This window comes from Clostridium mediterraneense, assembly GCF_900091705.1.
GTDB classification, from domain to species: domain Bacteria; phylum Bacillota; class Clostridia; order Clostridiales; family Clostridiaceae; genus Sarcina; species Sarcina mediterraneense.
Map to the genome: position 1 here is coordinate 2,104,112 of NZ_LT594785.1, position 22,924 is coordinate 2,127,035.

The 22,924-nt window shown below is 26.2% G+C and carries 17 protein-coding genes; 6 read left to right on the forward strand and 11 right to left on the reverse strand.

What is annotated here, in order from left to right:
• The 7 genes from BN8917_RS11765 to BN8917_RS11795 form a co-directional block, all read right to left on the reverse strand.
• A complete protein-coding gene (locus BN8917_RS11765; protein WP_066874642.1) occupies positions 1–690 on the reverse strand; it encodes an ABC transporter ATP-binding protein in 690 nt (229 codons plus the stop codon).
• A 169-nt stretch (positions 691–859) separates the two neighbouring features.
• Positions 860–1,171, reverse strand: coding sequence for a hypothetical protein (locus tag BN8917_RS11770; RefSeq protein WP_066874644.1), 312 nt, complete (start codon positions 1,169–1,171; stop codon positions 860–862).
• Positions 1,172–1,648: 477 nt separating this feature from the next.
• Positions 1,649–3,580 carry an FUSC family protein gene (locus BN8917_RS11775; protein ID WP_066874646.1) on the reverse strand — a complete coding sequence of 644 codons (1,932 nt, stop codon included), beginning with the start codon at positions 3,578–3,580 and terminating at the stop codon, positions 1,649–1,651.
• A 274-nt stretch (positions 3,581–3,854) separates the two neighbouring features.
• A complete protein-coding gene (locus BN8917_RS11780) occupies positions 3,855–4,424 on the reverse strand; it encodes a hypothetical protein (protein WP_066874648.1) in 570 nt (189 codons plus the stop codon).
• Between the two features lie 169 nt (positions 4,425–4,593).
• On the reverse strand, positions 4,594–5,100 hold the full coding sequence (gene lepB / locus BN8917_RS11785) for a signal peptidase I (protein WP_084748631.1): 507 nt from the start codon (positions 5,098–5,100) through the stop codon (positions 4,594–4,596).
• A gap of 79 nt (positions 5,101–5,179) precedes the next feature.
• A complete protein-coding gene (gene recQ / locus BN8917_RS11790) occupies positions 5,180–6,952 on the reverse strand; it encodes a DNA helicase RecQ (protein ID WP_235830008.1) in 1,773 nt (590 codons plus the stop codon).
• Between the two features lie 742 nt (positions 6,953–7,694).
• On the reverse strand, positions 7,695–8,054 hold the full coding sequence (locus tag BN8917_RS11795; protein WP_066874653.1) for a hypothetical protein: 360 nt from the start codon (positions 8,052–8,054) through the stop codon (positions 7,695–7,697).
• A 224-nt stretch (positions 8,055–8,278) separates the two neighbouring features.
• Here BN8917_RS11795 and BN8917_RS11800 point away from each other — a divergent pair, with 224 nt between their 5' ends.
• On the forward strand, positions 8,279–9,076 hold the full coding sequence (locus tag BN8917_RS11800; protein ID WP_066874656.1) for a Cof-type HAD-IIB family hydrolase: 798 nt from the start codon (positions 8,279–8,281) through the stop codon (positions 9,074–9,076).
• Positions 9,077–9,183: 107 nt separating this feature from the next.
• Here BN8917_RS11800 and BN8917_RS11805 read toward each other — a convergent pair whose 3' ends face one another.
• On the reverse strand, positions 9,184–9,774 hold the full coding sequence (locus tag BN8917_RS11805) for a hypothetical protein (RefSeq protein WP_207644770.1): 591 nt from the start codon (positions 9,772–9,774) through the stop codon (positions 9,184–9,186).
• Positions 9,775–9,945: 171 nt separating this feature from the next.
• On the opposite strand from BN8917_RS11805, the gene BN8917_RS11810 reads away from it, so the two are divergent.
• Entirely contained in the window at positions 9,946–10,839 is an 894-nt protein-coding gene (locus BN8917_RS11810; protein WP_066874658.1) for a TetR/AcrR family transcriptional regulator, read from the forward strand.
• 63 nt (positions 10,840–10,902) lie between these two features.
• On the opposite strand, the gene BN8917_RS11815 is transcribed toward BN8917_RS11810, so the two are convergent.
• Positions 10,903–12,555: a nucleoside kinase gene (locus tag BN8917_RS11815; protein WP_066874659.1), complete on the reverse strand. Its 1,653-nt coding sequence runs from the start codon at positions 12,553–12,555 to the stop codon at positions 10,903–10,905.
• A 130-nt stretch (positions 12,556–12,685) separates the two neighbouring features.
• Here BN8917_RS11815 and BN8917_RS11820 point away from each other — a divergent pair, with 130 nt between their 5' ends.
• From BN8917_RS11820 to fba, 3 genes are all read left to right on the forward strand, one after another.
• Entirely contained in the window at positions 12,686–13,384 is a 699-nt protein-coding gene (locus BN8917_RS11820) for a DUF421 domain-containing protein (protein ID WP_066874660.1), read from the forward strand.
• Positions 13,381–13,785 (forward strand): DUF4363 family protein, encoded by a 405-nt coding sequence (locus tag BN8917_RS11825; RefSeq protein ID WP_066874661.1) that lies wholly within the window; start codon positions 13,381–13,383, stop codon positions 13,783–13,785. The genes BN8917_RS11820 and BN8917_RS11825 overlap by 4 nt, the downstream gene beginning before the upstream one ends.
• Positions 13,786–13,921: 136 nt before the next feature.
• Positions 13,922–14,854 (forward strand): class II fructose-1,6-bisphosphate aldolase, encoded by a 933-nt coding sequence (gene fba, locus BN8917_RS11830; RefSeq protein ID WP_066874663.1) that lies wholly within the window; start codon positions 13,922–13,924, stop codon positions 14,852–14,854.
• 47 nt (positions 14,855–14,901) lie between these two features.
• On the opposite strand, the gene BN8917_RS11835 is transcribed toward fba, so the two are convergent.
• Positions 14,902–15,942: a nucleoid-associated protein gene (locus BN8917_RS11835; protein WP_066874664.1), complete on the reverse strand. Its 1,041-nt coding sequence runs from the start codon at positions 15,940–15,942 to the stop codon at positions 14,902–14,904.
• A 260-nt stretch (positions 15,943–16,202) separates the two neighbouring features.
• Here BN8917_RS11835 and BN8917_RS11840 point away from each other — a divergent pair, with 260 nt between their 5' ends.
• On the forward strand, positions 16,203–17,531 hold the full coding sequence (locus tag BN8917_RS11840; RefSeq protein WP_066874666.1) for an APC family permease: 1,329 nt from the start codon (positions 16,203–16,205) through the stop codon (positions 17,529–17,531).
• Positions 17,532–17,614: 83 nt separating this feature from the next.
• On the opposite strand, the gene BN8917_RS11845 is transcribed toward BN8917_RS11840, so the two are convergent.
• Positions 17,615–19,066, reverse strand: a complete 1,452-nt coding sequence (locus BN8917_RS11845; protein ID WP_066874668.1) for a hypothetical protein — start codon at positions 19,064–19,066, stop codon at positions 17,615–17,617.
• Positions 19,067–22,924: the final 3,858 nt, after the last annotated feature.

Genomic DNA, 22,924 nt, shown 5'->3' on the forward strand with positions numbered 1-22,924 from the left:
TTAAATCACATCCTCACTATTCTTAGAGTCACTGATTATATTACCATCTTTTATTTGAACTACTCTCTTTGCTTTTGCCGCCTCTTCTGGATTATGTGTAACCATAATAAATGTATAACCTTTTCTATTTAAATTATGAAAAAGACTCATTATATTTTCTCCAGTTTTTGAATCTAGATTTCCTGTTGGCTCATCCGCAAATATTATCTTTGGATCATTAACTAAGGCTCTAGCTATAGAAACTCTTTGTCTTTGTCCACCTGACATTTCATTTGGTTTATGCTTTGCTAAATGTGCAAGCTCTACTTGTTCTAATGCTTTCATAGCCTTAACTTTTCTTTGACTCTTTGACATCCCTGAGAAAATTAATGGCATCATAACATTTTCTAATGCAGTTTGAGTATTTTCTAAATTGAAAGCTTGAAAAACAAATCCTATTTCTTGATTTCTAAACTTTGACATAGCTTTATCTTTATACCCTGAAATATCTTTTCCATCAAATAAAACCTGACCACTTGTTGGTGTATCAAGACCTCCAACTATATGCATTAAAGTTGATTTTCCTGAACCTGAAGGTCCTACAATAGCAACAAATTCGCCATCATCTATCTTTAAAGAAACTTTATTAAGAGCTGTTATTGTTTCTTTACCCATCTTATATTCTCTAACAACATCTTTAACCTCTATCATAATGACTTCCTCCTTAATTTTATTAAATTTTCAATATGCGCAAACTATATTATATACCTATAATCTTAAAGATTATAGGCATATAAGTTAAAATTTCCATCAAAATAAAAAGTCATGATACTAATTTTACAATTATTATCATGACCAAAATTTCAATTTATTATTATATCTATAATAAAGCTACTACTATATTAATACTCATTGATATTATTAACATTATATTTGATAAAAAAGCTGTTCTCTTTTTTATTACTAGAGCACCTAAGAATGTAGCTCCTCCTATTATTGCTATATATTTATCTATATCAGGCTGTTTTTTTGACATAAACGCTATAACTACTAAAAATAATGCAAATATAATTACTACTGAATATACCCTATAATCTGCTGCAAGCTTCCCATCTTTATAAAAAAGTACAATTCCAGCCATAGCAAAAATAATAAGTATAAAAATAGCTGACACCCCTATTTGTGGAAACATACTCATCCCTCCTAATATTTTATCCATAGTTTTTAATTTTTTAAGATTTTCTTACTGTATAACTTAAAAATTTTTATTAATATATGTTTTTTTAATCTATATTTTCATTATAACCAAGATACTTGAATAAAAGTCTTTTCTTATTATTTTTTTACTATTTGTTCAAAAAAACTTTTCTTTATATATCTTTTATTAAATATTTAGTAAAATTTATTCTTTTAATCCTTTTTTTATAATAAATGATTAATAATATAAAATAATCCACTAATTTATAATTTATATCACTTATTGTTTTCTCATTATACTATAAAATCACTTATAAAAATTCTGCAAAACAAATTTTTAAATAAAATTTTAAATCTAATTAATAATTTATTTATACAGAAAATATTTTTTACAAATTAATCCAAACTCATATTAAGATAAACTCAATTTAAATAAAAAAATAAGCTAACATATTTGTTAGCTTATTTTTATTTAATATACTAAATTTTCTTTTAAAGTTTTAAATTTCTTTTGTTCTAAAACTATCTTATAGATATCTCTATATATTAATCTTTCACTTCTTTTTTGAGTACACTTGAAGTACTTTTTAACTATATTATTATAGATTTCTTCTTCTGATGAATATCCAGTTTGTTCTAATATTTCTTGCTTCATTTCTTCTATTTTTTTAGCTCTTTCATCTTTATTTTCATTAAGAGTAATGTCTGAATAGTCTACTCTATCTATAATACTATAAATTGAACTTAATAGATTTTTTCCTTCATCAATAAATTCAACAAGATTAGTATGTTCCATAGAAATATTATTTAAAAGAATTCTATTTTCAATTACTTTAGCTCTTAAAATAAGATTCTTTATTTCTTGATCTATTTTTTCATCATGAAGTTGTGCTGTTTTAGTAAATGCTAAATTACAAATATCATAATACATATCAAGTAAAGCTTCTGTATCTCTCTTTAAGCTATAAGGGAATATTAACTTATTTGCTATAAATACTATTATTACACCTATTATAACAAAGAATATTCTCCTTTCTGTAATAAAAGCAACATGATTATTAGACATTGTTACAAGTGATATAATTGTCATTGTAATTAAAGCTACTCTATACTTATACACATCTACTGTATATGGTATTAAATATATACCAACTAATATTATAAATAATCTACCATTAAATGTTGGGAATATAAATGAAAGTACATAGAATACAAGTCCTCCCATTATTGTTCCCTTAATTCTGTCCATACCTCTTGCATTTATTGTATCTGAATATGGTTGGTTTACAGATGCGATAGTAAAGAATATCCAGTCTCCCATATCTATGTGGAAGTATTCTACTATAAAATAAGTAATTGAAATTAAGAAAGCTGTTCTGAATGCAAATCTAAATCTTGCAGAACCCATATGAAAATCTCTTAATAAAAGTTTTTCATAAGCAATATAGTCAGCAAGTTTTGGTGTACTTTTAACCTTAACTTTTCCATATTCTATATCATAAAGCTCTATTATAAGCTTCTTTAGAATACCTAAACTTTCTTTAATTTCAAAAATATCAACTAATAAATCTGTATCATTATTATATTTTTGATTAAAGTTTTCAAAAACCTTTTCTACTTCTTCCTTAGTAGTATTCTTTTTTATATACTTATCTAAGATATCTATAAGTATTTTACTATCTTGTAAAACTTCTTTTCCATCTATTCTGATTTCTTCAAATCTATCTTTTAATTTCTCTAAAACTGATATTATACTAAGTTCTATATCTTCTTCATTATCTAAATAAAAATTATTATTCCTATATTGTAGTAAATCTTGACTCCAATCTAAACTAGCTTTTTCGAAATTTACTGTTGAAGTTTTATTATCTTTATTCTTAATCATATTATCAAGGTCTACAGATAATAATGAAATCACTGTATTTAAATTATCTAAAACAATATTTGTCTTTTTAAGCTTACTTAATATAAATTGATATAAACATGTTATGATAGCTACAGCTATAAGACCTATTATTCTTAATTCAAATACTTTTCCATGGGCAGGATAAGCTAAAAAGTATGCATACCCAATTAAAAATGGAAAATAAATTGTCTTTTTAAGTGAATAAAATAATAAGAACATTATAACGAATAATCCTATAAAATTTACTATAAGACTTGTATAAAGATTTAGCGTTGCCAAATAAGGTAATACTCCTATCATTATTGTATAAAGAGTTATATTTATTATAGCTTTTAAAGGCTTTCTCGCGAAATCCTTATTTGAAACGGCCATTACAAGAAATATACCAAAACCTACAACTAATAAATTCTGTTTACCTAAAAAATAAATAGCTATAACTAAATATGTAACAGAAACTAAAAAGGTAGCAGTATTCTCTATGACCTTATCTTTTGTCATTTGTTATCACCTCAAAATCATATCTTTTGTTAACATAATCATTTCTTAAACTAATTATATCAGGGTAAATATTAAAGTCTACTTTACATAAATTCACTAAAATTCTTTTGTCAACATTTATATTAAAAAATTAATAAAATCTATATAATCTTATTAGTTTACATAAATAAAATTAAAAATACCTGTGAATATTTTCAATAAAATTAATATACAGGGTTTCCTGCAAAATAAAAAATAAAAAGGATTTGTCTTTCATAAGACAAATCCCTACATATTAGGCACATAATTCCTCATAATATTTTTTATATTCATTAACTACTCTAACCCATTTATTAAATCTTTTTTCTATACTCTCTAAGTTAAAGTTTAAGTCCTTATCTATTTGTAGTATTCTAACATATTCTTTATGTTCTGAATCTACTCTTACCTCATTTGCATATCCATTATCTTTTAAATAATTGATAAACACATCAGCTTTATAGCACTTTCTTCCTATGCTAAACTTTCCGTAAATTCTAAGTTCTATATCCTCTTCACATTCATAAACCCTTGCACTATATCTTTTTGAAAATTCATAAGGTACACAAAGATCCATTACCTGTACTATCTCTTTACCTTGTGTTGGTAGACCAAGATATATTACTTTTCTATTTGGAGTGCCTTCTCCTGCTTTAGGTAATTCTATAAATGAACACCATACTTTATCTTCTCCTGAAACAAGCTCAAAAACATCTGCTTCTTCTTTTATATTGGACCACACTTTTCTTCCAATAAAGTTTGTATTTTTTACAAACGCTTCAATCGCATTTATAACTTCTCTTCCTCTATCCGTTCCTGAATACATTCTGTTCTCCCATCTTTTATTTTTTCTATAAGTGGTATATGTCCATTAAAATACCTAAAAATTACTTATTATTGTTTTAATAATTCCTACTATATAATATGTATATTTTTTTTACTAATCTATTATAATGTAAAGCACTCTCAAGTTCTAGTGTCTATATACTAAACTTTTATCCTATTTTCTTAAAATTTGTTAAACTATAAATAACTTTTCCATATATATCTTCAGAAAAATCTATCATTCCAACCTTTTCATATCTACTATCTAAACTTATATTTCTATTATCTCCTAAAACAAAAATATGACCTTTAGGAACAGTATATGTTAAGTCTTCAGTTTGCATTGCTTCTTTTATATATGGTTCATCTATTTTTATATCATTTATATATAATTTATTATTCTTAAAAGATACTTTATCTCCTTCAATACCTATTATTCTTTTAACTATTTTAATTTTTTCACCTAAATAGTCTATATTCATTATAGCTATATCCCCTCTTTTAGCCTCTGAAAAATCATAATTTTTATTTACTATAAGAATTTCACCATTAACAAGTAAGTTTTCCATAGATTTCCCTTCTACATAAATAAAGCTATAAAAAAAAGAGATAAATATAACTATAAACAAAATGCAAGACACACAAATAATTTTTTTTATATTTTTCATAAAAAACATTGTATCTCCTCTTTTTACATATTTTGTTTAATAACTATATTATCTCTATTTTTAATATTTTTATAACAATCACTATATTTTATTTTTTATATTTCTCATAATCCCTTAATATAGTTAAAATAAATGGAGTATATTTTCTAAGTTTCTCCTCTCCCATACCAGGAATTAAAGCAAGTTCTTCTCTATTTTTAGGTAATCTATTAACTATCTCTATTAAAATATTATCAGTAAAAATAATATATGGTTTTACCCCTTCTTTTCTCGCTAAATCCTTTCTAAGAATTCTAAACTTCTTAAATAAAGCTTCATCAAGACAAATATCTGTACTATTTTCCTCTAATTTTAAAAAGACTTGCTCCTTACCTTTTAAAATATCTAATGATCTGTTATTTAATTTCATCATAGAATATGTATTTTCTTTTCTATCTAAATAACCATTCTTTATAAGTTCTGAAATTATACTTCTAATTAAATTCCCTGAATACTCAGACATTATTGCAAAGGTTGATAATTCAAAATACTTATTTTTTTCAATTTTAGGTCCTCTAACACCTCTTAATATATCTACAAGTACTCCTTCTCCAACCTTTTCATATGTTCTATAAATACAAGATAAAATCTTTTGTGCTTCAACAGTCATATCTCTAAGTTCATTATTATTTAAACAGTTACTACATGAATTACAATAATCAACTGAGCTATTTTGCCCAAAATAATTTAATATAAAATATCTATAACAACCATTATATTCACAAAAGTTAATCATATTTTGTAATTTTCTAAGCTCAAACTCTCTTCTATCAAATTCAATAGTAGTATTAATTAGATATTCTATTATAGATATATCTTCTCTATTATACATAAGATAACATTTAGCCTTTTCTCCATCTCTTCCTGCCCTACCTATCTCTTGATAATAACTCTCTAAATTTTTAGGTAAATCAAAATGAATTATATATCTTACATTAGATTTATTAATTCCCATACCAAAAGCATTAGTTGCAATTATTATATTAGTATCCTCATTTAAAAAAGCTTCTTGATTTTTATTCTTATCATTAGAATTCATTTTCCCATGATATTTAGATAAATAAAATCCTCTATCAGATAAATAATTGTATAAACCTTCAACTTCTTTTGTTGTTTGACAATAAATAATTCCTGCCTTATCTTCATTTCCTCTAATAAATGAAGTTATAAAATCTAATTTATCTTCTTCCTTATAAATATTTATCTCTAAATTTTCTCTATTAAAAGAACCTCTATATATAAATGGACTCTTAAGCTCTAAAAGTTTTATTGTATCCTCTGAAACTTCTTTTGTAGCTGTTGCTGTAAAAGCCGTAACAATTGGTCTTTTCTTTAATCTATTTATAAATGGAGCTATATTTCTATAACTCTTTCTAAAATCATGTCCCCAAATAGAAACACAATGAGCTTCATCTATTGCTATCTGACTTATATTTATCTTTTCTAATCTTTTAATAAAAAACTCTGAATCTAATCTTTCAGGAGCTACATATAAAAGCTTAATTTCTTGTTTTTTAGCTTTTAAAATAATATCATCTATATCATCTAATGAAAGGGATGAATTTATATACTCTGCACTTATTCCTACCTCACGAACAGAATCAACCTGATCCTTCATAAGTGATATTAAGGGACTTATAACTAAAGTTAAGCCTTCAAATAATAATGCTGGTATTTGATAGCATATTGATTTCCCCCCACCTGTCGGTAAAATACAAAAACTATCTCTTCCACTTAATATATTACTTATAACTTCTCCCTGACCTTCTTTAAAGCTACTATAACCAAAGAATTTATTTAATATAATTCTAGCTCTATTCAAAGTTTTCCCCTCCATCTCAGATTATATCTTTAATTATAAACAATAATAATATAATTATAGCAAATCTAAAAAATAATTTATTAATTTTATTTTTTATGAATTATTTTTTAGATTTTAGAGAAACTACTAAATGTAAGAGAAAATTAAAAACTTTTAATTTCTACCTACACAAAAAAGAGCCTTGACTTATGAAATGATAAACTCATTTTATAAGCAGGGCTCTTTCGTTTGTAATATAATTATATCTTATAGTTATAAAGGGGATTTTAAAAAATAAATAAACAACTGTGTGAATTTATAATAACATAAGTTTTCTATAATTATTACAAGAAATATCTATCATCATTTCTATATTTAAATTATTATAGATAATTAAACTATATATCTTCTAAAAAGTTCTTATATTTTAAATTCACCTTACTAAGAAAAAAACTTTAAAACTAGTAATAATGTCATTTTGCTTTTATTCTTAGCTTTTTACTTATCCTATTTATTCCACTTCTTCCATAAACATTTTAAATATTAAAATTGAATTATTTAATCTTTAATTAGCTGTATTGTAATATAATTGTTAAGCCTACATTTAATATTAGCTATATAATATGTTATAGGTTATAACTAATCTCTCTCAAATTCCAAGAAACAAACGCAATATGCAGAGTTAATCAAAAATCCAGAAGTAAACTTCTGGATTTTTGGTTTTTATAGAAGCTTTAATCTTATTATAATGTTAAAATATTAATTATTTAACCTGACCTTGGTTTTCTAAACTCCTTACATATTGTATCGCATCAGTTACTTTAGATTCGTCTTGCTGTGGGACTATCTTTCTTAAATCATTCAAATCTTGTATTGCATCTGAATACATTATTTTACCACTTTTAACTCCTTGAGTTATATCTGATATCTTATTTATAGCACTATCTTGAACTTGCTTTCTTTCTTGAACACTAAGACCATTCATATCATTTAATACTTTAGAATATTCCCCTCTATCTAATTCATTCATAACGTCTTCTTTTTTTACTTGCATACATGAAATAAAACTTATCGACAAACATAAACAAATAATAAAGCCTATTATTTTACTTATCAATTTCATAAGAATCCTCCTGAAAAATTTATTATCAATATCTATGATTAGTTTGTTTAAGTTGTAAATTTATATACATAAATTTTTCCTATTTATAATTTTAACTTATTTTTAATAATTATCATCTAATAATTATTATTAAATAATGAAAATTCAAATTATTGTTAAAAATACTCCAAATACTTCTGTGTTATAATTAAAAAGATCAAACAAAAGATAAAATGGAGGCACTTATGATAAAATTAATAGCTACAGATATGGATGGAACTCTATTAAATGAAAAAGAAGAGTTAAATCCTGAATTCTTTGAAATATTTAAAAAATTAAAAGAAAAGGATATTCTTTTTGCAGTTGCTAGTGGAAGACAAAAAGATATTCTAAAAGAACAATTTGATTCAGTTAAAGATGAAATGGTATTTATCTTTGAAAATGGAAGTTGTGCTACATATAAAGAAAATGTAATTTATAAAAGCGAAATAAGTAAGATCTTAGTTTCTGAAGTTATACACCTAGCAAGAGAAAGAAATTTTGATTTATTACTTTGTACAGAAGATATTGCTTACATAGAAGGACATAATACTGAATTAATGAATACAGCTAAAAACTTCTATAAAAATGTTGAATTTATAGATGACTTAAAGAAAGTAACAGCTCCAGTAGTTAAACTTAGTATTTGTGATTTTGCTGGTGCAATGAACAATTCTTATAAGATATTTAATGAAAAATTTGGAGATAGATTAAAATTATCTGTTTCAATGGGATTCTGGCTTCACATGATAAGCCCTGGAGTTAATAAAGGATTTGGAGTTAAATCTATTCAAGAAAAGTTTGGAATATCACCTGATGAAACAATGGTATTTGGTGATAACTACAATGATATAGAAATGCTACAATCTGCAAAATATAGCTTTGCTATGGATAATGCTTTAGATGATGTAAAAGCTCATGCTAACTTTGTTGCACCTCATCATGCAGAAAACGGTGTTCTAGAAACTATTAAACGTTATGTTATAAATAATGAAGAACTTTAATTTATATACTATTAAAATAAATATTAATAAAAATAGAGGCTACAAATAAATCTAAATTTGTAGCCTCTATTTTATTAGAAAATTAAAAACTATATAACTCTATATCTTTATATATACTCTAACCCAAATCTTAAAAGGAAATATTCTCCCTCTATTTTTAATATATATATATCACTTACATTATAGAAAAATGTATCATATATAAAATCGCTATCGCAATTTAACTTCCAATGTTTTTTTACATTTAAACCAAGTTCATCAACTATATAATTTAAAATATATGAATTAAGCTGTGTCTTATCTTTATTTTCACTATATCTAACTACCTTATTAGTCACCCATACTCTTAGAGCATAATCAAGTTCTGTATCAAATTTATTAATAGAATTGAATTTTAAAAGTATATTATAACTTTTATCAATAAACTTATTAATTCTCTCCTCTTCAGTCTTTCCTAAATTTATCCATGCACTACTTGTCCTAGGTCTTCTATCATTCTTTATATAGCCCTCACAATAAATTCTAAAACTTTCTTCAGGACTTTCTATAAAATCTATTTTATTAAATGAAAAATTATATCTTACCCCACTATCTGACATAGACTGAATATCTGCCATGGCTTGTAAATATCCATCTAACCTTAAACATTCCCTTCTCTCCATCCTTACACCTCTACATACCATAGTTTTATTTCTCATAATAATAAACAATTAACTTAATTATACCATAAATATTACTTTTGTTACATTTTATAACATAAAATTCGAATCGTTTGACTAAAATAATTATTACAACTATAATTTAAAATTATAAGAATTTTACTTAATAAATGATTATAATTATTCTTCAAACACAAAGAAGGGATACTTATGGATTTAACATATGAAAAAAAATATGAAATAATAAATGCTTCTATTTATTTATTTTCAATTAAAGGCTATGCCTCAACCTCAGTTCAAGATATAGCATCTTACTGTAATATTTCAAAAGCTACTATCTATAAATTCTTTGCTTCTAAAGAAGATATATTAATAGACATAATTAAACATTTAAATAAGCAACTTGCTATTTCTGTAGAAAGTATTAATTCTAATACCAATCTTACTAAAATAGAAAAGTTTTCAGAAAAAATATTCATCTTCCTAAATGATCTTTCAGATAAAAAAGAATTTTCTATGATGATTTTTCAAAATCAATCTTTAAATAATAAAGATAAATTTAAAAAAGTTTTTTTAGAGAGTAAATTATTTATGCTAAATTGGTTTAAACAAATTTTAACTGAAACCTTTGAAGATGAAATTAAAGATATTACTTTAGATATTACCTTCTGTTTAGCTGCACTAGTAAAAGAATTTGCTCATATCTTTGTAATAAAACAATTTATAGTTAAGGATTTACGTGAAGTTTCAAATTTTATAGTAACATCTATAATATCCTTAATAAATACACATAAAAATAAAATTTCTTTAATCCCAGAAAATAGTATGCACTGTTTTAATATGAATTTTGACTCATTACTAGATAAGGACTTTTTATTAAACGAATGGAACTATATGCTTTCTAAAATAAAAGCTAAAATAAAAGATTCTTTAACTATAATAAATAGGGGTGAACTTCTTGGAGCTTTAGATGCGCTAAATGAAGAATATATAAAAGAAAATCCTCGCTCCTATATGATAGATTCCTTATTTCTATATATCTCTAAATATGATGAGATTATAAATGAGGTACTATTCTTAAAACAAATATATAATAGAATGTAATTTAAATAAAAAAGGGAACTAAGATATGTTGAAAAGTTTCAATATATCTTAATTCCTTATTTTTTAATATTTATAAAAACAGCTTCCACCAATAAATTCTCTTAAAATAGAATTATCTGGTACCTCCTTAAAATCTATTTCTTTAAAGAACCCTAAAAATTTCTTAAGTCTCTTAGCTTCACAATATATCTCACTATCTGTATCAATCTTAGAAAGCTCCTTCAATGCTAATTGCTTTAATACTGAAAGCTCATAAACTAATGTAGAATTAAACATAACATCAGCTTCTTCTTGATAAACAAATATATTTTTTTCTTCTCCTCTTTTAATAGACGGCCACATACTCAAGGTTCTTTCAGCCCCATTTCCTCTAGATAAGCTATCTCTAACTATTCTCCTCACCTTTCTAACATCAGTTGTTGAAATCTTATTATGATTATCTAAATTAAGCTGAGTTAAGGCAGATATATATATTTTAAATTTAAACTTATCATCAATACTTAAAGTTAGATTATCATTCAATCCATGTATTCCTTCTACTACTAAAACACCATCATCTCCAAGCTTAACTTTATTTCCACACCACTCTCTTTTTCCTGTCTTAAAATTATAAACTGGAATTTCAACTTCCTTTCCTTTTAAAAGATCAGATAAATTCTGATTAAATAATTTTAAGTCTAAAGCTTCAAGAGCTTCAAAGTCTGGCTTTCCATCTTCACCTAAAGGTGTTTTATCCCTATCTATAAAATAATCATCTAGAGATATCATTACAGGCTTTAAACCATTAACTCTAAGCTGTATACCTAATCTTTTTGTAAAAGTAGTCTTACCTGAAGAAGATGGACCTGCAACAAGTATTATTTTTGCTTCTTTTTTATCACTAAATTTATCAGCAATCATCGCAATTTTCTTTTCATGAAGAGCTTCTGAAACTCTTATTATATCTGTAATTTCTCCATTATCTAATTTTTCATTTAAAGCTCCAACATCATCTACTCCAAGTATATTAAACCATTTAGCTGTTTCTTTAAAAACACTATATAAACTTCTTTGCTCCTTAAAAGGATTAAGTATAGTTGGGTTATTAGTTCTAGGAAGTCTTATAACAAACCCTGTATTATAAAATTTCAAGTCAAAGGTTTTTAAAGCTCCTGTTGAATAAGCCATATCTCCATAAAAATAATCATACCTATCTTCTATTTTATAAAGCTTTAACTCATCACTTTCTACATACTTAATAAGTCTTATTTTATCTTCCATTCCATAAGACTTAAATATCTTCATAGCTCTCTCTTTACTAACTTTTTCTTTTTCTATTTTTATATTCTTAGATATTAATTCATCCATTCTACTCTTTATAAGTTTTAATTCATCTTCTTTTAATGGTGTATCTTTATATATCTCACCATATATTCCTTTATCAATTGAATGTTCTATTGTAATTTTTGCATTATTAAATATATCTAAAGCAGCTTTTATAAAAATAAATTGTGCTGTTCTTTTATAAGCCTCCATACCAATTATATTAGATATATCTATAAATTCTACCCATCCTTCATTCTCCACTTCTCTACCAAGCTCATAATAATCATCACCTTGTTTAGCTAAAATTATAGGAACCTTAGATGCAATATAATCATCAGGAAGAAGGTCTGCAAAAATTAACTTATTTCCTGACTTTATATCTTTATTACTTATATATACTTTTTTACTCATACACTTCACCCTTTTGATATCTTAATTTTGTATTTAATTTATAGTATAGTATTCCCTTTTAAAATGAACCTATTTTTGTATAAAATATTTCCTTACTTGTTAAACTACCCTATATAAGGAGGAAGTTTTTATGTTTAATATTTTTATAAGAACTGTTATTTTATATTTTTTTGTAATATTAGTTATCCGTCTTATGGGTAAAAGACAAATAGGAGAAATTCAACCATATGAACTTGTAATAACAATTATGTTATCAGACCTTGCATCACTCCCTATGCAAGATCCTCGTCTACCTTTACTTTTAGGAATAATACCTATGGTTACATTACTTATGATAAAGATAATATTAACCCAACTCCAACTTAAAAGTGCTAATGTAAGACGATTTTTAGATGGTACTCCTGTACTACTAATAAAAGATGGAAGGCTTGAAATCCAAAATATGACTAAACAAAAGATAGCAATAGATGATATTTTAAGTGCTCTTCGTACAAAGGGTATTCTAGATATAAATCAAGTTCAATTTGCAATTCTTGAAAATGATGGAACTGTATCAGTCTTTCCAAAAGAAGATGATTCACCTGTCACAAAGAAAGATCTAAAAATTCAAGTTAAAGAAAAAGTTTTACCAAGAATCCTCTATATAGAAGGTCAATTTGTATATACTTCTTTAAAAGAAATAAAAAAAGATCAAAATTGGCTTTGTAAAGAGTTAAAAAAAATAGGGGCTCCTCCTATGAAGGAATTATTTTTAGTAATTTTAAGATCTGATAATAAATTTTATATTGAAACTAAAAAAGACTATGAAAAAGGAACTGATATTATATGAAAAAAACTATCTTTTCAGTAATTTTATTTTTAACTTTGTTTGGTTTTGTATTCTTTTCACATAATTTATTAATGAAAGTATGTAAAACTGAATTTAATTACTGTAATACAATCGAAAATTGTATAGATAAAATTGATAAAGATGATACAACTTCTCCTGAGTGGGATATTGCAGCTAAAACTGCTTCAGAGCTTATGACTTATGTTGAAAAATACTATGGAATACTCTCTGTTTATATAAGTCATGAAACTTTAGATCTTCTTGATAATGAAGTTTCTAAACTTATTGCATATATTAAAGAAAAAGATACAATTGAAAGTCTTGCTTCTGTAAGCACTATAGAATCTTACATAAGAACTATAAAGTCATTACAACAAATAAAAATACAAAATATAATGTAAAATAATAAAATTCTATTAACTACTAGTAATTAAATCAATATTGGTTTATAATAGAGCTATAGGGTAGCAGTCCCAGCGGGTCTCTTTAAGACCCTTTATATAAAAAAATTATTAATTAGTGAAAGGTGGTACCAATATGGCATTAGTTACTACAAAAGAAATGTTTAAGAAAGCTTACGAAGGTGGATACTCAATAGGAGCTTTCAATATAAATAATATGGAAATACTTCAAGGTATTATAGCTGCATGTAAGGCTAAAAACTCACCAGTTATCTTACAATGTTCAACAGGAGCTATCAAATACGCAGGAGCAAAATATTTAAAACAAATGGTTGAAATCGCTGCTGAAGAAAGTGGAATTGATATAGCTTTACACTTAGACCACGGTCCAAATATAGAAGCAGTTAAGGAAGTTATAGATGCTGGATTTACATCAGTTATGTTTGATGGATCACACTACGATTTTGAAACAAACGTTAAATTAACAAAGGAAGTTGTTGACTATGCTCACGCTAGAGGAGTTGTTGTTGAAGCTGAACTTGGAGTTCTTGCTGGAGTTGAAGATGATGTTGTTGCTGATGAACACATCTACACAAACCCTGACGAAGCTGTAGAATTCGTTGAAAGAACAGGAGTTGACTCATTAGCTATCGCTATCGGAACATCACACGGAGCAGTTAAGTTTGCACCAGATGCTAAACCAGAATTAAAATTCGAAATATTAGAAGAAATCCAAAAGAGATTACCAGGATTCCCAATAGTATTACACGGAGCTTCAGCTGTTGATCCAGCTACAGTTGCTACATGTAACGAATTTGGTGGAAAAATAGCTAACGCTAAGGGAATTCCAGTTGAAATGTTAAGAAAGGCTTCATCAATGGCTGTATGTAAGATTAACATGGATACTGATATAAGACTTGCTATGACAGCTGCTATCAGAAAAGTATTCGGAACAAAACCAGAAGTATTCGACCCAAGAGCTTATCTTGGAGAAGCTAGAAAAGATATCCAAGCTTTAGTTGAAAACAAGATTGATACAATCTTAGGTTCAGAAAACGGAATGAACTAGTTTAAAAGAATAAGTTAAAAAAGCTATCTCATCTGAGATAGCTTTTTTTATTTTTCTATATAATTTTTAACTCTTTTTATAACTATATTTATGGTTCCATCACCATTTCTAACAATTTCAAATTTATCATTATCATGATAAGCTTCATCTGCTAAATAAATATCTATTTCTTTATCTACATTTAATCTAACCTTTTTAAGTTTTTTCTCTACAAAGGCTTTATCAATAGCTACATCTCTTTCAACACCTTGTGACTCCATATAATCATTAAAGCTTCTTTGAACCTCTGGTTCTTCTTTAAATATTTCTCTAGCTACTTCATTAACATTAATAACTTCTTCTTCTTTAAGTTTATTTTTAATAGCCTTTCTAACTTCAACAGCCTTTGCTGCATCATCAGTAACATTAGTTCTAGTCCAACTTTCTGCTGCCTTCATAAATGTTTTAGTCATATCTCTTTCATTAGCTATAACAGTGCATCCAAGATAATGATCCATAAAGTAATTTGCTCCATAGTCTTCACCATCTTTATCTCTTCTTTGTTTATCTATAACCATTAAGTCTACTTCTTGATTTTCTCTAAGAGGCTTTATAAACGCACATTTTTGAACTTTTTGGCTTGATGCTGGAAGTCCTGCTTGTTGCTCTACAATCCCTATGCCAAGCTTATTATCTATAAAATCTACTTTATGAGTAAAATTTTTAACATAATCCATTTTTAGAATTCCAAGCATAGGTCCTAAATCTGTTGATATAGAAACTGTAATTAAATCACAACTAGGAATACTACTATTCGCTCTCATTATGTAAAATAATTGTTTAGCTATTTCTTGTGAAACTTCAACTATATCAGGATTCAGTCCTTTAAGATAATCCTGTGCAATTTCCTTAACTACTCTCTTCTCTGGATTAAAAATAGCATATCTAAGATCTTCATCTCTAAAACATTTTTCTATATGTTTATATAAAAATTTATATATATCATCTGTAAGTTCTAATTTATAATTATTTAAAATTGCTTCATCATTATTATTATCTAAAATATGAATAACAGCTTCTACTATATTAATATCATTAACATATTCCATTTCCTCTTCCCCTTCCACTTCAAGACTCAGATTCTATTGTATCAAAGAGAAAATTTTATCTCAATATATTATACATATCTTTAATTTATTATTTATTTTATACTTTTACTTTATAATATATTAAGCTAATTTTATATTCAAAATATTATTTAATTTATTCCCCTTTACTTTAGTATGATAAAGTGATAAACTGATATAAGATTAGAGTGTACGAAATTTATTTAAACTAATGATAAAAAATGTTGATGGAGGAAACTACAATGGAAAAAAGTAAAGAACTAAAAAAAGAAATAGGACTTATTGTAGCTACAGCACTTGTTTTTAGTAATATTATTGGTGCTGGAATTTTTGTTATTCCATCTCAACTTGCTCAAGTTACTGGTGCTAGTGCTAGTATCTCAGCTTGGATTATAACAGGAATTGGAGCAATAATACTTGCTATGACATTTGCAAATCTTGGTTCAAAAATGCCTGTAAGTGGTGGTGTTGTTGAATATTCAAAAAGAAGTTTTGGTAACTTTACAGGATTTATGACTGCTTGGCTTTATTGGAATGGTTGTTGGATTGGTAACGCTACTCTATTTATAGTTATCTTAAAATATTTAGGACAGGTTATTCCTTTCATAGGTAATAACCCAATAGTAGGATTTTTATTATGTTCTGCAATACTTTGGCTATTTACTTTTATAAATATAAAAGGTGCTAAATCAGCTGGTAAAGTAGGAACAGTTCTTATAGCAATAAAACTTATTATATTAATATTATTTGTAATATTAGCATCAGGCCACTTTGATTCTGCTAATATAGGACCACTATTCCCAGCTGGACATGGGGTAAGTAGTATTCCAATGGCTGCTGCTGTAACATTTTGGGCATTTGAAGGAATTGAAACAGCTTCTGTAGCTTCAGGTGAAATAAAAAATCCTAAAAGAAATGTTAAACTTAGTACAATACTTGGTTTACTTATAGCTCTTGCATTTTATATAGCTATAACAATATTATCAATGGGAAATATGACCCAAGCAGAGCTTGCTAACAGTGCTGATCCACTTTCAGCAATAATGGGTAAAGTTCTTGGAAATAAATCTATGCTATATTTAAATATAGCAATAGCTTTAAGTATCTGTGGTTCATCAATATTATGGTTATTATCAACAGGTAGAGCTGCTTATGCTGCTGGTAAAGATAAATTATTCCCTGAAGTTTTTGCAAAGCTTCATCCAAAATACAATACTCCATATATATCACTTATCATTGGTTCAATATGTATAAACTTATTATTACTATTAAACTTCTTTAAAGGATTAAATGGAGCTTATAACTTTATAGTACTACTTTCAACATTATCATATTTACCTGTATATGCAATTTCAACAATTTCTGAAATAGTACTATTAATAAATATAAAAGAAAAAAAATCAATCTTTGCTAAATTAACAGCTCTTATAAGACCAAGTCTTGGATTTATATTCTGTGTATGGGCAATATATGCTTCAGGAGCAACTACTGTTTTATATGGTTTCCTATTAATAATGATTGGTATTCCAATATATGCATATATGAAAATGAAGTATGGTCTTATAGATTAAATAAATATTTTTAACTAATAAAAAGAACCTATATAATGAAATCCCATTATATAGGTTCTTTTTTATTTAAAACAATCTATTAATTATTTTTTTCTTCTGAAAATTCTTAGAGCTGCTATAGCCGCCATTATTCCAGCTAATATACCAAATCCATCTTCTGTGTTGTTTAATCCAGTGTCTGGTAATCCTGTTTTATTAACAGTTTCTCCATTACTTCCTTTATTAACAGTTTCTGAATTGCTATTACTATGACTTACTCCTGAATTTATATTTCCATTATCAATAGCATTTCCATCTTGATTTACTACTGGTTTAGCATCATTATGATTCTCAGTATTTCCTTCATTGTGATTTACTACTGGTTTTACATCGCCATGTTTATCAGTATTTCCTTCATTATGATTTACTACTGGTTTTGCATCGCCATGTTTATCAGTATTTCCTTCATTATGATTTACTGCTGGTCTTGCATCGCTATGTTTATCAGTATTTCCTTCATTATGATTTACTACTGATTTTGCATCGTTATGTTTATCAGTATTTTCTTTATCATGATTTACTACTGGTTTTGCATCGCTATGTTTATCAGTATTTTCTTTATTATGATTTACTACTGGTTTTGCATCGCTATGTTTATCAGTATTTCCTTCATTATGATTTACTACTGGTTTTGCATCGCTATGTTTATCAGTACTTCCTTCATTATGATTTACTACTGGTTGATCGGATATTACATTATAAATAATAGTAGTTTCACCTTTTTCAACTTTAGTAGGAACTTCTTGTACCTTATTACCATTTACAGTAGCAGATACTGATTGTAACTTATAACCTTTAGGTATTATTATATTACTTATTTTACTTCCTACTGGTTCATTGTAGTTACTATCTAATAATACTTTACCTTCACTAGTAATTACTTCTACTTTAACTTTTCCATCTTCAGTAATCTTTTTCTTATTACTATTTGAAGGATTATTTTCTTTATGATTTACTATTGGTTTTACATCATTATTATGTGTATTTGTAGAATCTTCTTTATTATTTGTAGTCTTATTTATATTTTTATTATCACTAGGACTTACACTACTTCCTTGATTATTATTTTTCTTTTCAGGTACATTTACATTATAAATTATAATAGTTGTATTATCTGTATCAGGATTGCTTACTATTTCATTCTTAACATCATTTTCTGAAACAGTCTTTCCATTTACAGTTATATTAACTAACTTATCTTTGCTTGGAATCACTATAGGATTAAATTTAAGTCCTACTACTCCAGTATGAGTAGCTTCTTCAATAGTTTTTCCACTTTGATCAATAACTTTAATTACCACTTCACCATGTTCTTTCTTAATAGGACTCACTTTACTTCCTTCATGTGTATCAGTATTAGGTTTATTTTGATTATTATGATTTACTACTGGTTTATTTTCAGTATTTCCTGATTCATGATTTTCATCAGGTTTAATAGCTGACTTGCTATCATTCTTATCAACGCTTGACTTATTTTGATTGTTATGATTAATCACTGGTTTATTTTCTATCTTATGATTTCCTTCAGCCTTAACCGCTGATTTATTATCACCTTGTTTAATACTACTATGATTTATTGTTGTTCTATCATTTCTGTCTACTATTTTATTATTTTCTTTAGATTTATCACTTGATACCTTAGCTAAATGATAAACAACAACTTGTTTTTTGTTCTTATAATCTAAATCATTTACTGAATCTACTTTCTTTCCGTTTACTGTTATTGATTCAACTTCATATCCTGCAGGAATATTTAATTTATATTCTTTTGATTTAGTATCAACTTGTCCAACTTCTTTTACAACATTAGTAGGTGCTTCATTTCCTATTTGTGTTTCATAAGTTATTTCTCCATTTATAGGAACTACATTATAGCTNATTATGATTTACTACTGGTTTTGCATCGCTATGTTTATCAGTATTTTCTTTATTATGATTTACTACTGGTTTTGCATCGCTATGTTTATCAGTATTTTCTTTATTATGATTTACTACTGGTTTTGCATCGCTATGTTTATCAGTATTTTCTTTATTATGATTTACTACTGGTTTTGCATCGCTATGTTTATCAGTATTTTCTTTATTATGATTTACTACTGGTTTTGCATCGCTATGTTTATCAGTATTTTCTTTATTATGATTTACTACTGGTTTTGCATCGCTATGTTTATCAGTATTTTCTTTATTATGATTTACTACTGGTTTTGCATCGCTATGTTTATCAGTATTTTCTTTATTATGATTTACTACTGGTTTTGCATCGCTATGTTTATCAGTATTTTCTTTATTATGATTTACTACTGGTTTTGCATCGCTATGTTTATCAGTATTTTCTTTATTATGATTTACTACTGGTTTTGCATCGCTATGTTTATCAGTATTTTCTTTATTATGATTTACTACTGGTTTTGCATCGCTATGTTTATCAGTATTTTCTTTATTATGATTTACTACTGGTTTTGCATCGCTATGTTTATCAGTATTTTCTTTATTATGATTTACTACTGGTTTTGCATCGCTATGTTTATCAGTATTTTCTTTATTATGATTTACTACTGGTTTTGCATCGCTATGTTTATCAGTATTTTCTTTATTATGATTTACTACTGGTTTTGCATCGCTATGTTTATCAGTATTTTCTTTATTATGATTTACTACTGGTTTTGCATCGCTATGTTTATCAGTATTTTCTTTATTATGATTTACTACTGGTTTTGCATCGCTATGTTTATCAGTATTTTCTTTATTATGATTTACTACTGGTTTTGCATCGCTATGTTTATCAGTATTTTCTTTATTATGATTTACTACTGGTTTTGCATCGCTATGTTTATCAGTATTTTCTTTATTATGATTTACTACTGGTTTTGCATCGCTATGTTTATCAGTATTTTCTTTATTATGATTTACTACTGGTTTTGCATCGCTATGTTTATCAGTATTTCCTTCATTATGATTTACTACTGGTTTTGCATCGCTATGTTTATCAGTACTTCCTTCATTATGATTTACTACTGGTTGATCGGATATTACATTATAAATAATAGTAGTTTCACCTTTTTCAACTTTAGTAGGAACTTCTTGTACCTTATTACCATTTACAGTAGCAGATACTGATTGTAACTTATAACCTTTAGGTATTATTATATTACTTATTTTACTTCCTACTGGTTCATTGTAGTTACTATCTAATAATACTTTACCTTCACTAGTAATTACTTCTACTTTAACTTTTCCATCTTCAGTAATCTTTTTCTTATTACTATTTGAAGGATTATTTTCTTTATGATTTACTATTGGTTTTACATCATTATTATGTGTATTTGTAGAATCTTCTTTATTATTTGTAGTCTTATTTATATTTTTATTATCACTAGGACTTACACTACTTCCTTGATTATTATTTTTCTTTTCAGGTACATTTACATTATAAATTATAATAGTTGTATTATCTGTATCAGGATTGCTTACTATTTCATTCTTAACATCATTTTCTGAAACAGTCTTTCCATTTACAGTTATATTAACTAACTTATCTTTGCTTGGAATCACTATAGGATTAAATTTAAGTCCTACTACTCCAGTATGAGTAGCTTCTTCAATAGTTTTTCCACTTTGATCAATAACTTTAATTACCACTTCACCATGTTCTTTCTTAATAGGACTCACTTTACTTCCTTCATGTGTATCAGTATTAGGTTTATTTTGATTATTATGATTTACTACTGGTTTATTTTCAGTATTTCCTGATTCATGATTTTCATCAGGTTTAATAGCTGACTTGCTATCATTCTTATCAACGCTTGACTTATTTTGATTGTTATGATTAATCACTGGTTTATTTTCTATCTTATGATTTCCTTCAGCCTTAACCGCTGATTTATTATCACCTTGTTTAATACTACTATGATTTATTGTTGTTCTATCATTTCTGTCTACTATTTTATTATTTTCTTTAGATTTATCACTTGATACCTTAGCTAAATGATAAACAACAACTTGTTTTTTGTTCTTATAATCTAAATCATTTACTGAATCTACTTTCTTTCCGTTTACTGTTATTGATTCAACTTCATATCCTGCAGGAATATTTAATTTATATTCTTTTGATTTAGTATCAACTTGTCCAACTTCTTTTACAACATTAGTAGGTGCTTCATTTCCTATTTGTGTTTCATAAGTTATTTCTCCATTTATAGGAACTACATTATAGCTTACTACTTCACCATTAAATGCAACTTTAACATCATTACTATTTGTATAAGTATTTATATTCTTATTAGCAATTAATGTTATTTCTTTATTATTTGGATTAGATACTGTTATATTTTCTAATTTATAATTTGAAGGTATTTTATCTTCAATATTAACTATTGATGTATTAAATGGTAGCTTATATTCATTATGATATAGAATAGCACCATTTTGATTTACTACTCTTTCGCCAACATTCATCATTTTTGGTGATAAATTATAAACTATTGTAATATCTTTATCTCCAAATACCTTTGGAAGATCTGCTTCTGAAGTTTTAACTCCATTAGCTGTTATATCGTTAAGCTCATAATCACTATTATCCCAAGTTGGAGCAACCTCTTTATAAGCTTCACCTTGATAATTTGTTGTTACAACAGGCTTACCTATTACTTTTCCATCAACCATAGCTTCAACTATTATTGTTGATTTAGCTATAGGTGACACGATATAAGTTATGTTAAGGTTCTTATCTGGCATAACTTCTGGTAATTTATTAGCTGGTGTTTTTACTCCATCCACAAGAATATAGTCTAATTTATATTCTTTTTTATCCCAATTATTATCAGCGACTGAAATCTTATCTCCCTTAGCATAAGAAGCTACTGGCATAGTATTTAAAACTTTTCCATCTTCAGTTTTAACATTAATATTTAATTTATATTCACCATCGCTAGCCATGTGATAAACAATATTCATATTATTAGCTACATAATACTTAGGTAATTGATTAATATTAGTTTTCACTCCATTAACTGTTACATAATCTATATGATAATTTTCTAAAGTAGGTATGCTTTCATTATTAATAGAATCACCAATATTACCTGTTTCTGTGTAATTATATTTATCTCCTGTAACTGCTTTTCCATCTGAATAAACTGTACTTACATTAAGAGTAGTATTCTCTAAAGAACTATCAAGACTATCTCCTAAATATACAAGTCCTCTTGGAGTTAATTCAAATACACTAGTTTTATTTACATCATAAGAATTTTGTAAAACTCCATCTTTATATACATATGAAGCACTTATTTTAGAACTTGTTTTATAATCTATAACTATTTTATCTCCATATTTAAATCCTAAATTATTAAATG

Bases quoted from the DNA above. Each gene is read 5' to 3' on its own strand.
- BN8917_RS11840 (WP_066874666.1), top strand. From the start codon at position 16,203: ATGGAAAAAAGTAAAGAACTAAAAAAAGAAATAGGACTTATTGTAGCT.
- BN8917_RS11820 (WP_066874660.1), top strand. From the start codon at position 12,686: ATGTTTAATATTTTTATAAGAACTGTTATTTTATATTTTTTTGTAATA.
- BN8917_RS11770 (WP_066874644.1), bottom strand. From the start codon at position 1,171: ATGTTTCCACAAATAGGGGTGTCAGCTATTTTTATACTTATTATTTTT.
- BN8917_RS11775 (WP_066874646.1), bottom strand. From the start codon at position 3,580: ATGACAAAAGATAAGGTCATAGAGAATACTGCTACCTTTTTAGTTTCT.
- BN8917_RS11835 (WP_066874664.1), bottom strand. From the start codon at position 15,942: ATGGAATATGTTAATGATATTAATATAGTAGAAGCTGTTATTCATATT.
- BN8917_RS11815 (WP_066874659.1), bottom strand. From the start codon at position 12,555: ATGAGTAAAAAAGTATATATAAGTAATAAAGATATAAAGTCAGGAAAT.
- BN8917_RS11805 (WP_207644770.1), bottom strand. From the start codon at position 9,774: ATGAGAAATAAAACTATGGTATGTAGAGGTGTAAGGATGGAGAGAAGG.
- BN8917_RS11810 (WP_066874658.1), top strand. From the start codon at position 9,946: ATGGATTTAACATATGAAAAAAAATATGAAATAATAAATGCTTCTATT.
- lepB (WP_084748631.1), bottom strand. From the start codon at position 5,100: ATGTTTTTTATGAAAAATATAAAAAAAATTATTTGTGTGTCTTGCATT.
- BN8917_RS11795 (WP_066874653.1), bottom strand. From the start codon at position 8,054: ATGAAATTGATAAGTAAAATAATAGGCTTTATTATTTGTTTATGTTTG.
- BN8917_RS11800 (WP_066874656.1), top strand. From the start codon at position 8,279: ATGATAAAATTAATAGCTACAGATATGGATGGAACTCTATTAAATGAA.
- BN8917_RS11780 (WP_066874648.1), bottom strand. From the start codon at position 4,424: ATGTATTCAGGAACGGATAGAGGAAGAGAAGTTATAAATGCGATTGAA.
- fba (WP_066874663.1), top strand. From the start codon at position 13,922: ATGGCATTAGTTACTACAAAAGAAATGTTTAAGAAAGCTTACGAAGGT.
- BN8917_RS11825 (WP_066874661.1), top strand. From the start codon at position 13,381: ATGAAAAAAACTATCTTTTCAGTAATTTTATTTTTAACTTTGTTTGGT.
- BN8917_RS11765 (WP_066874642.1), bottom strand. From the start codon at position 690: ATGATAGAGGTTAAAGATGTTGTTAGAGAATATAAGATGGGTAAAGAA.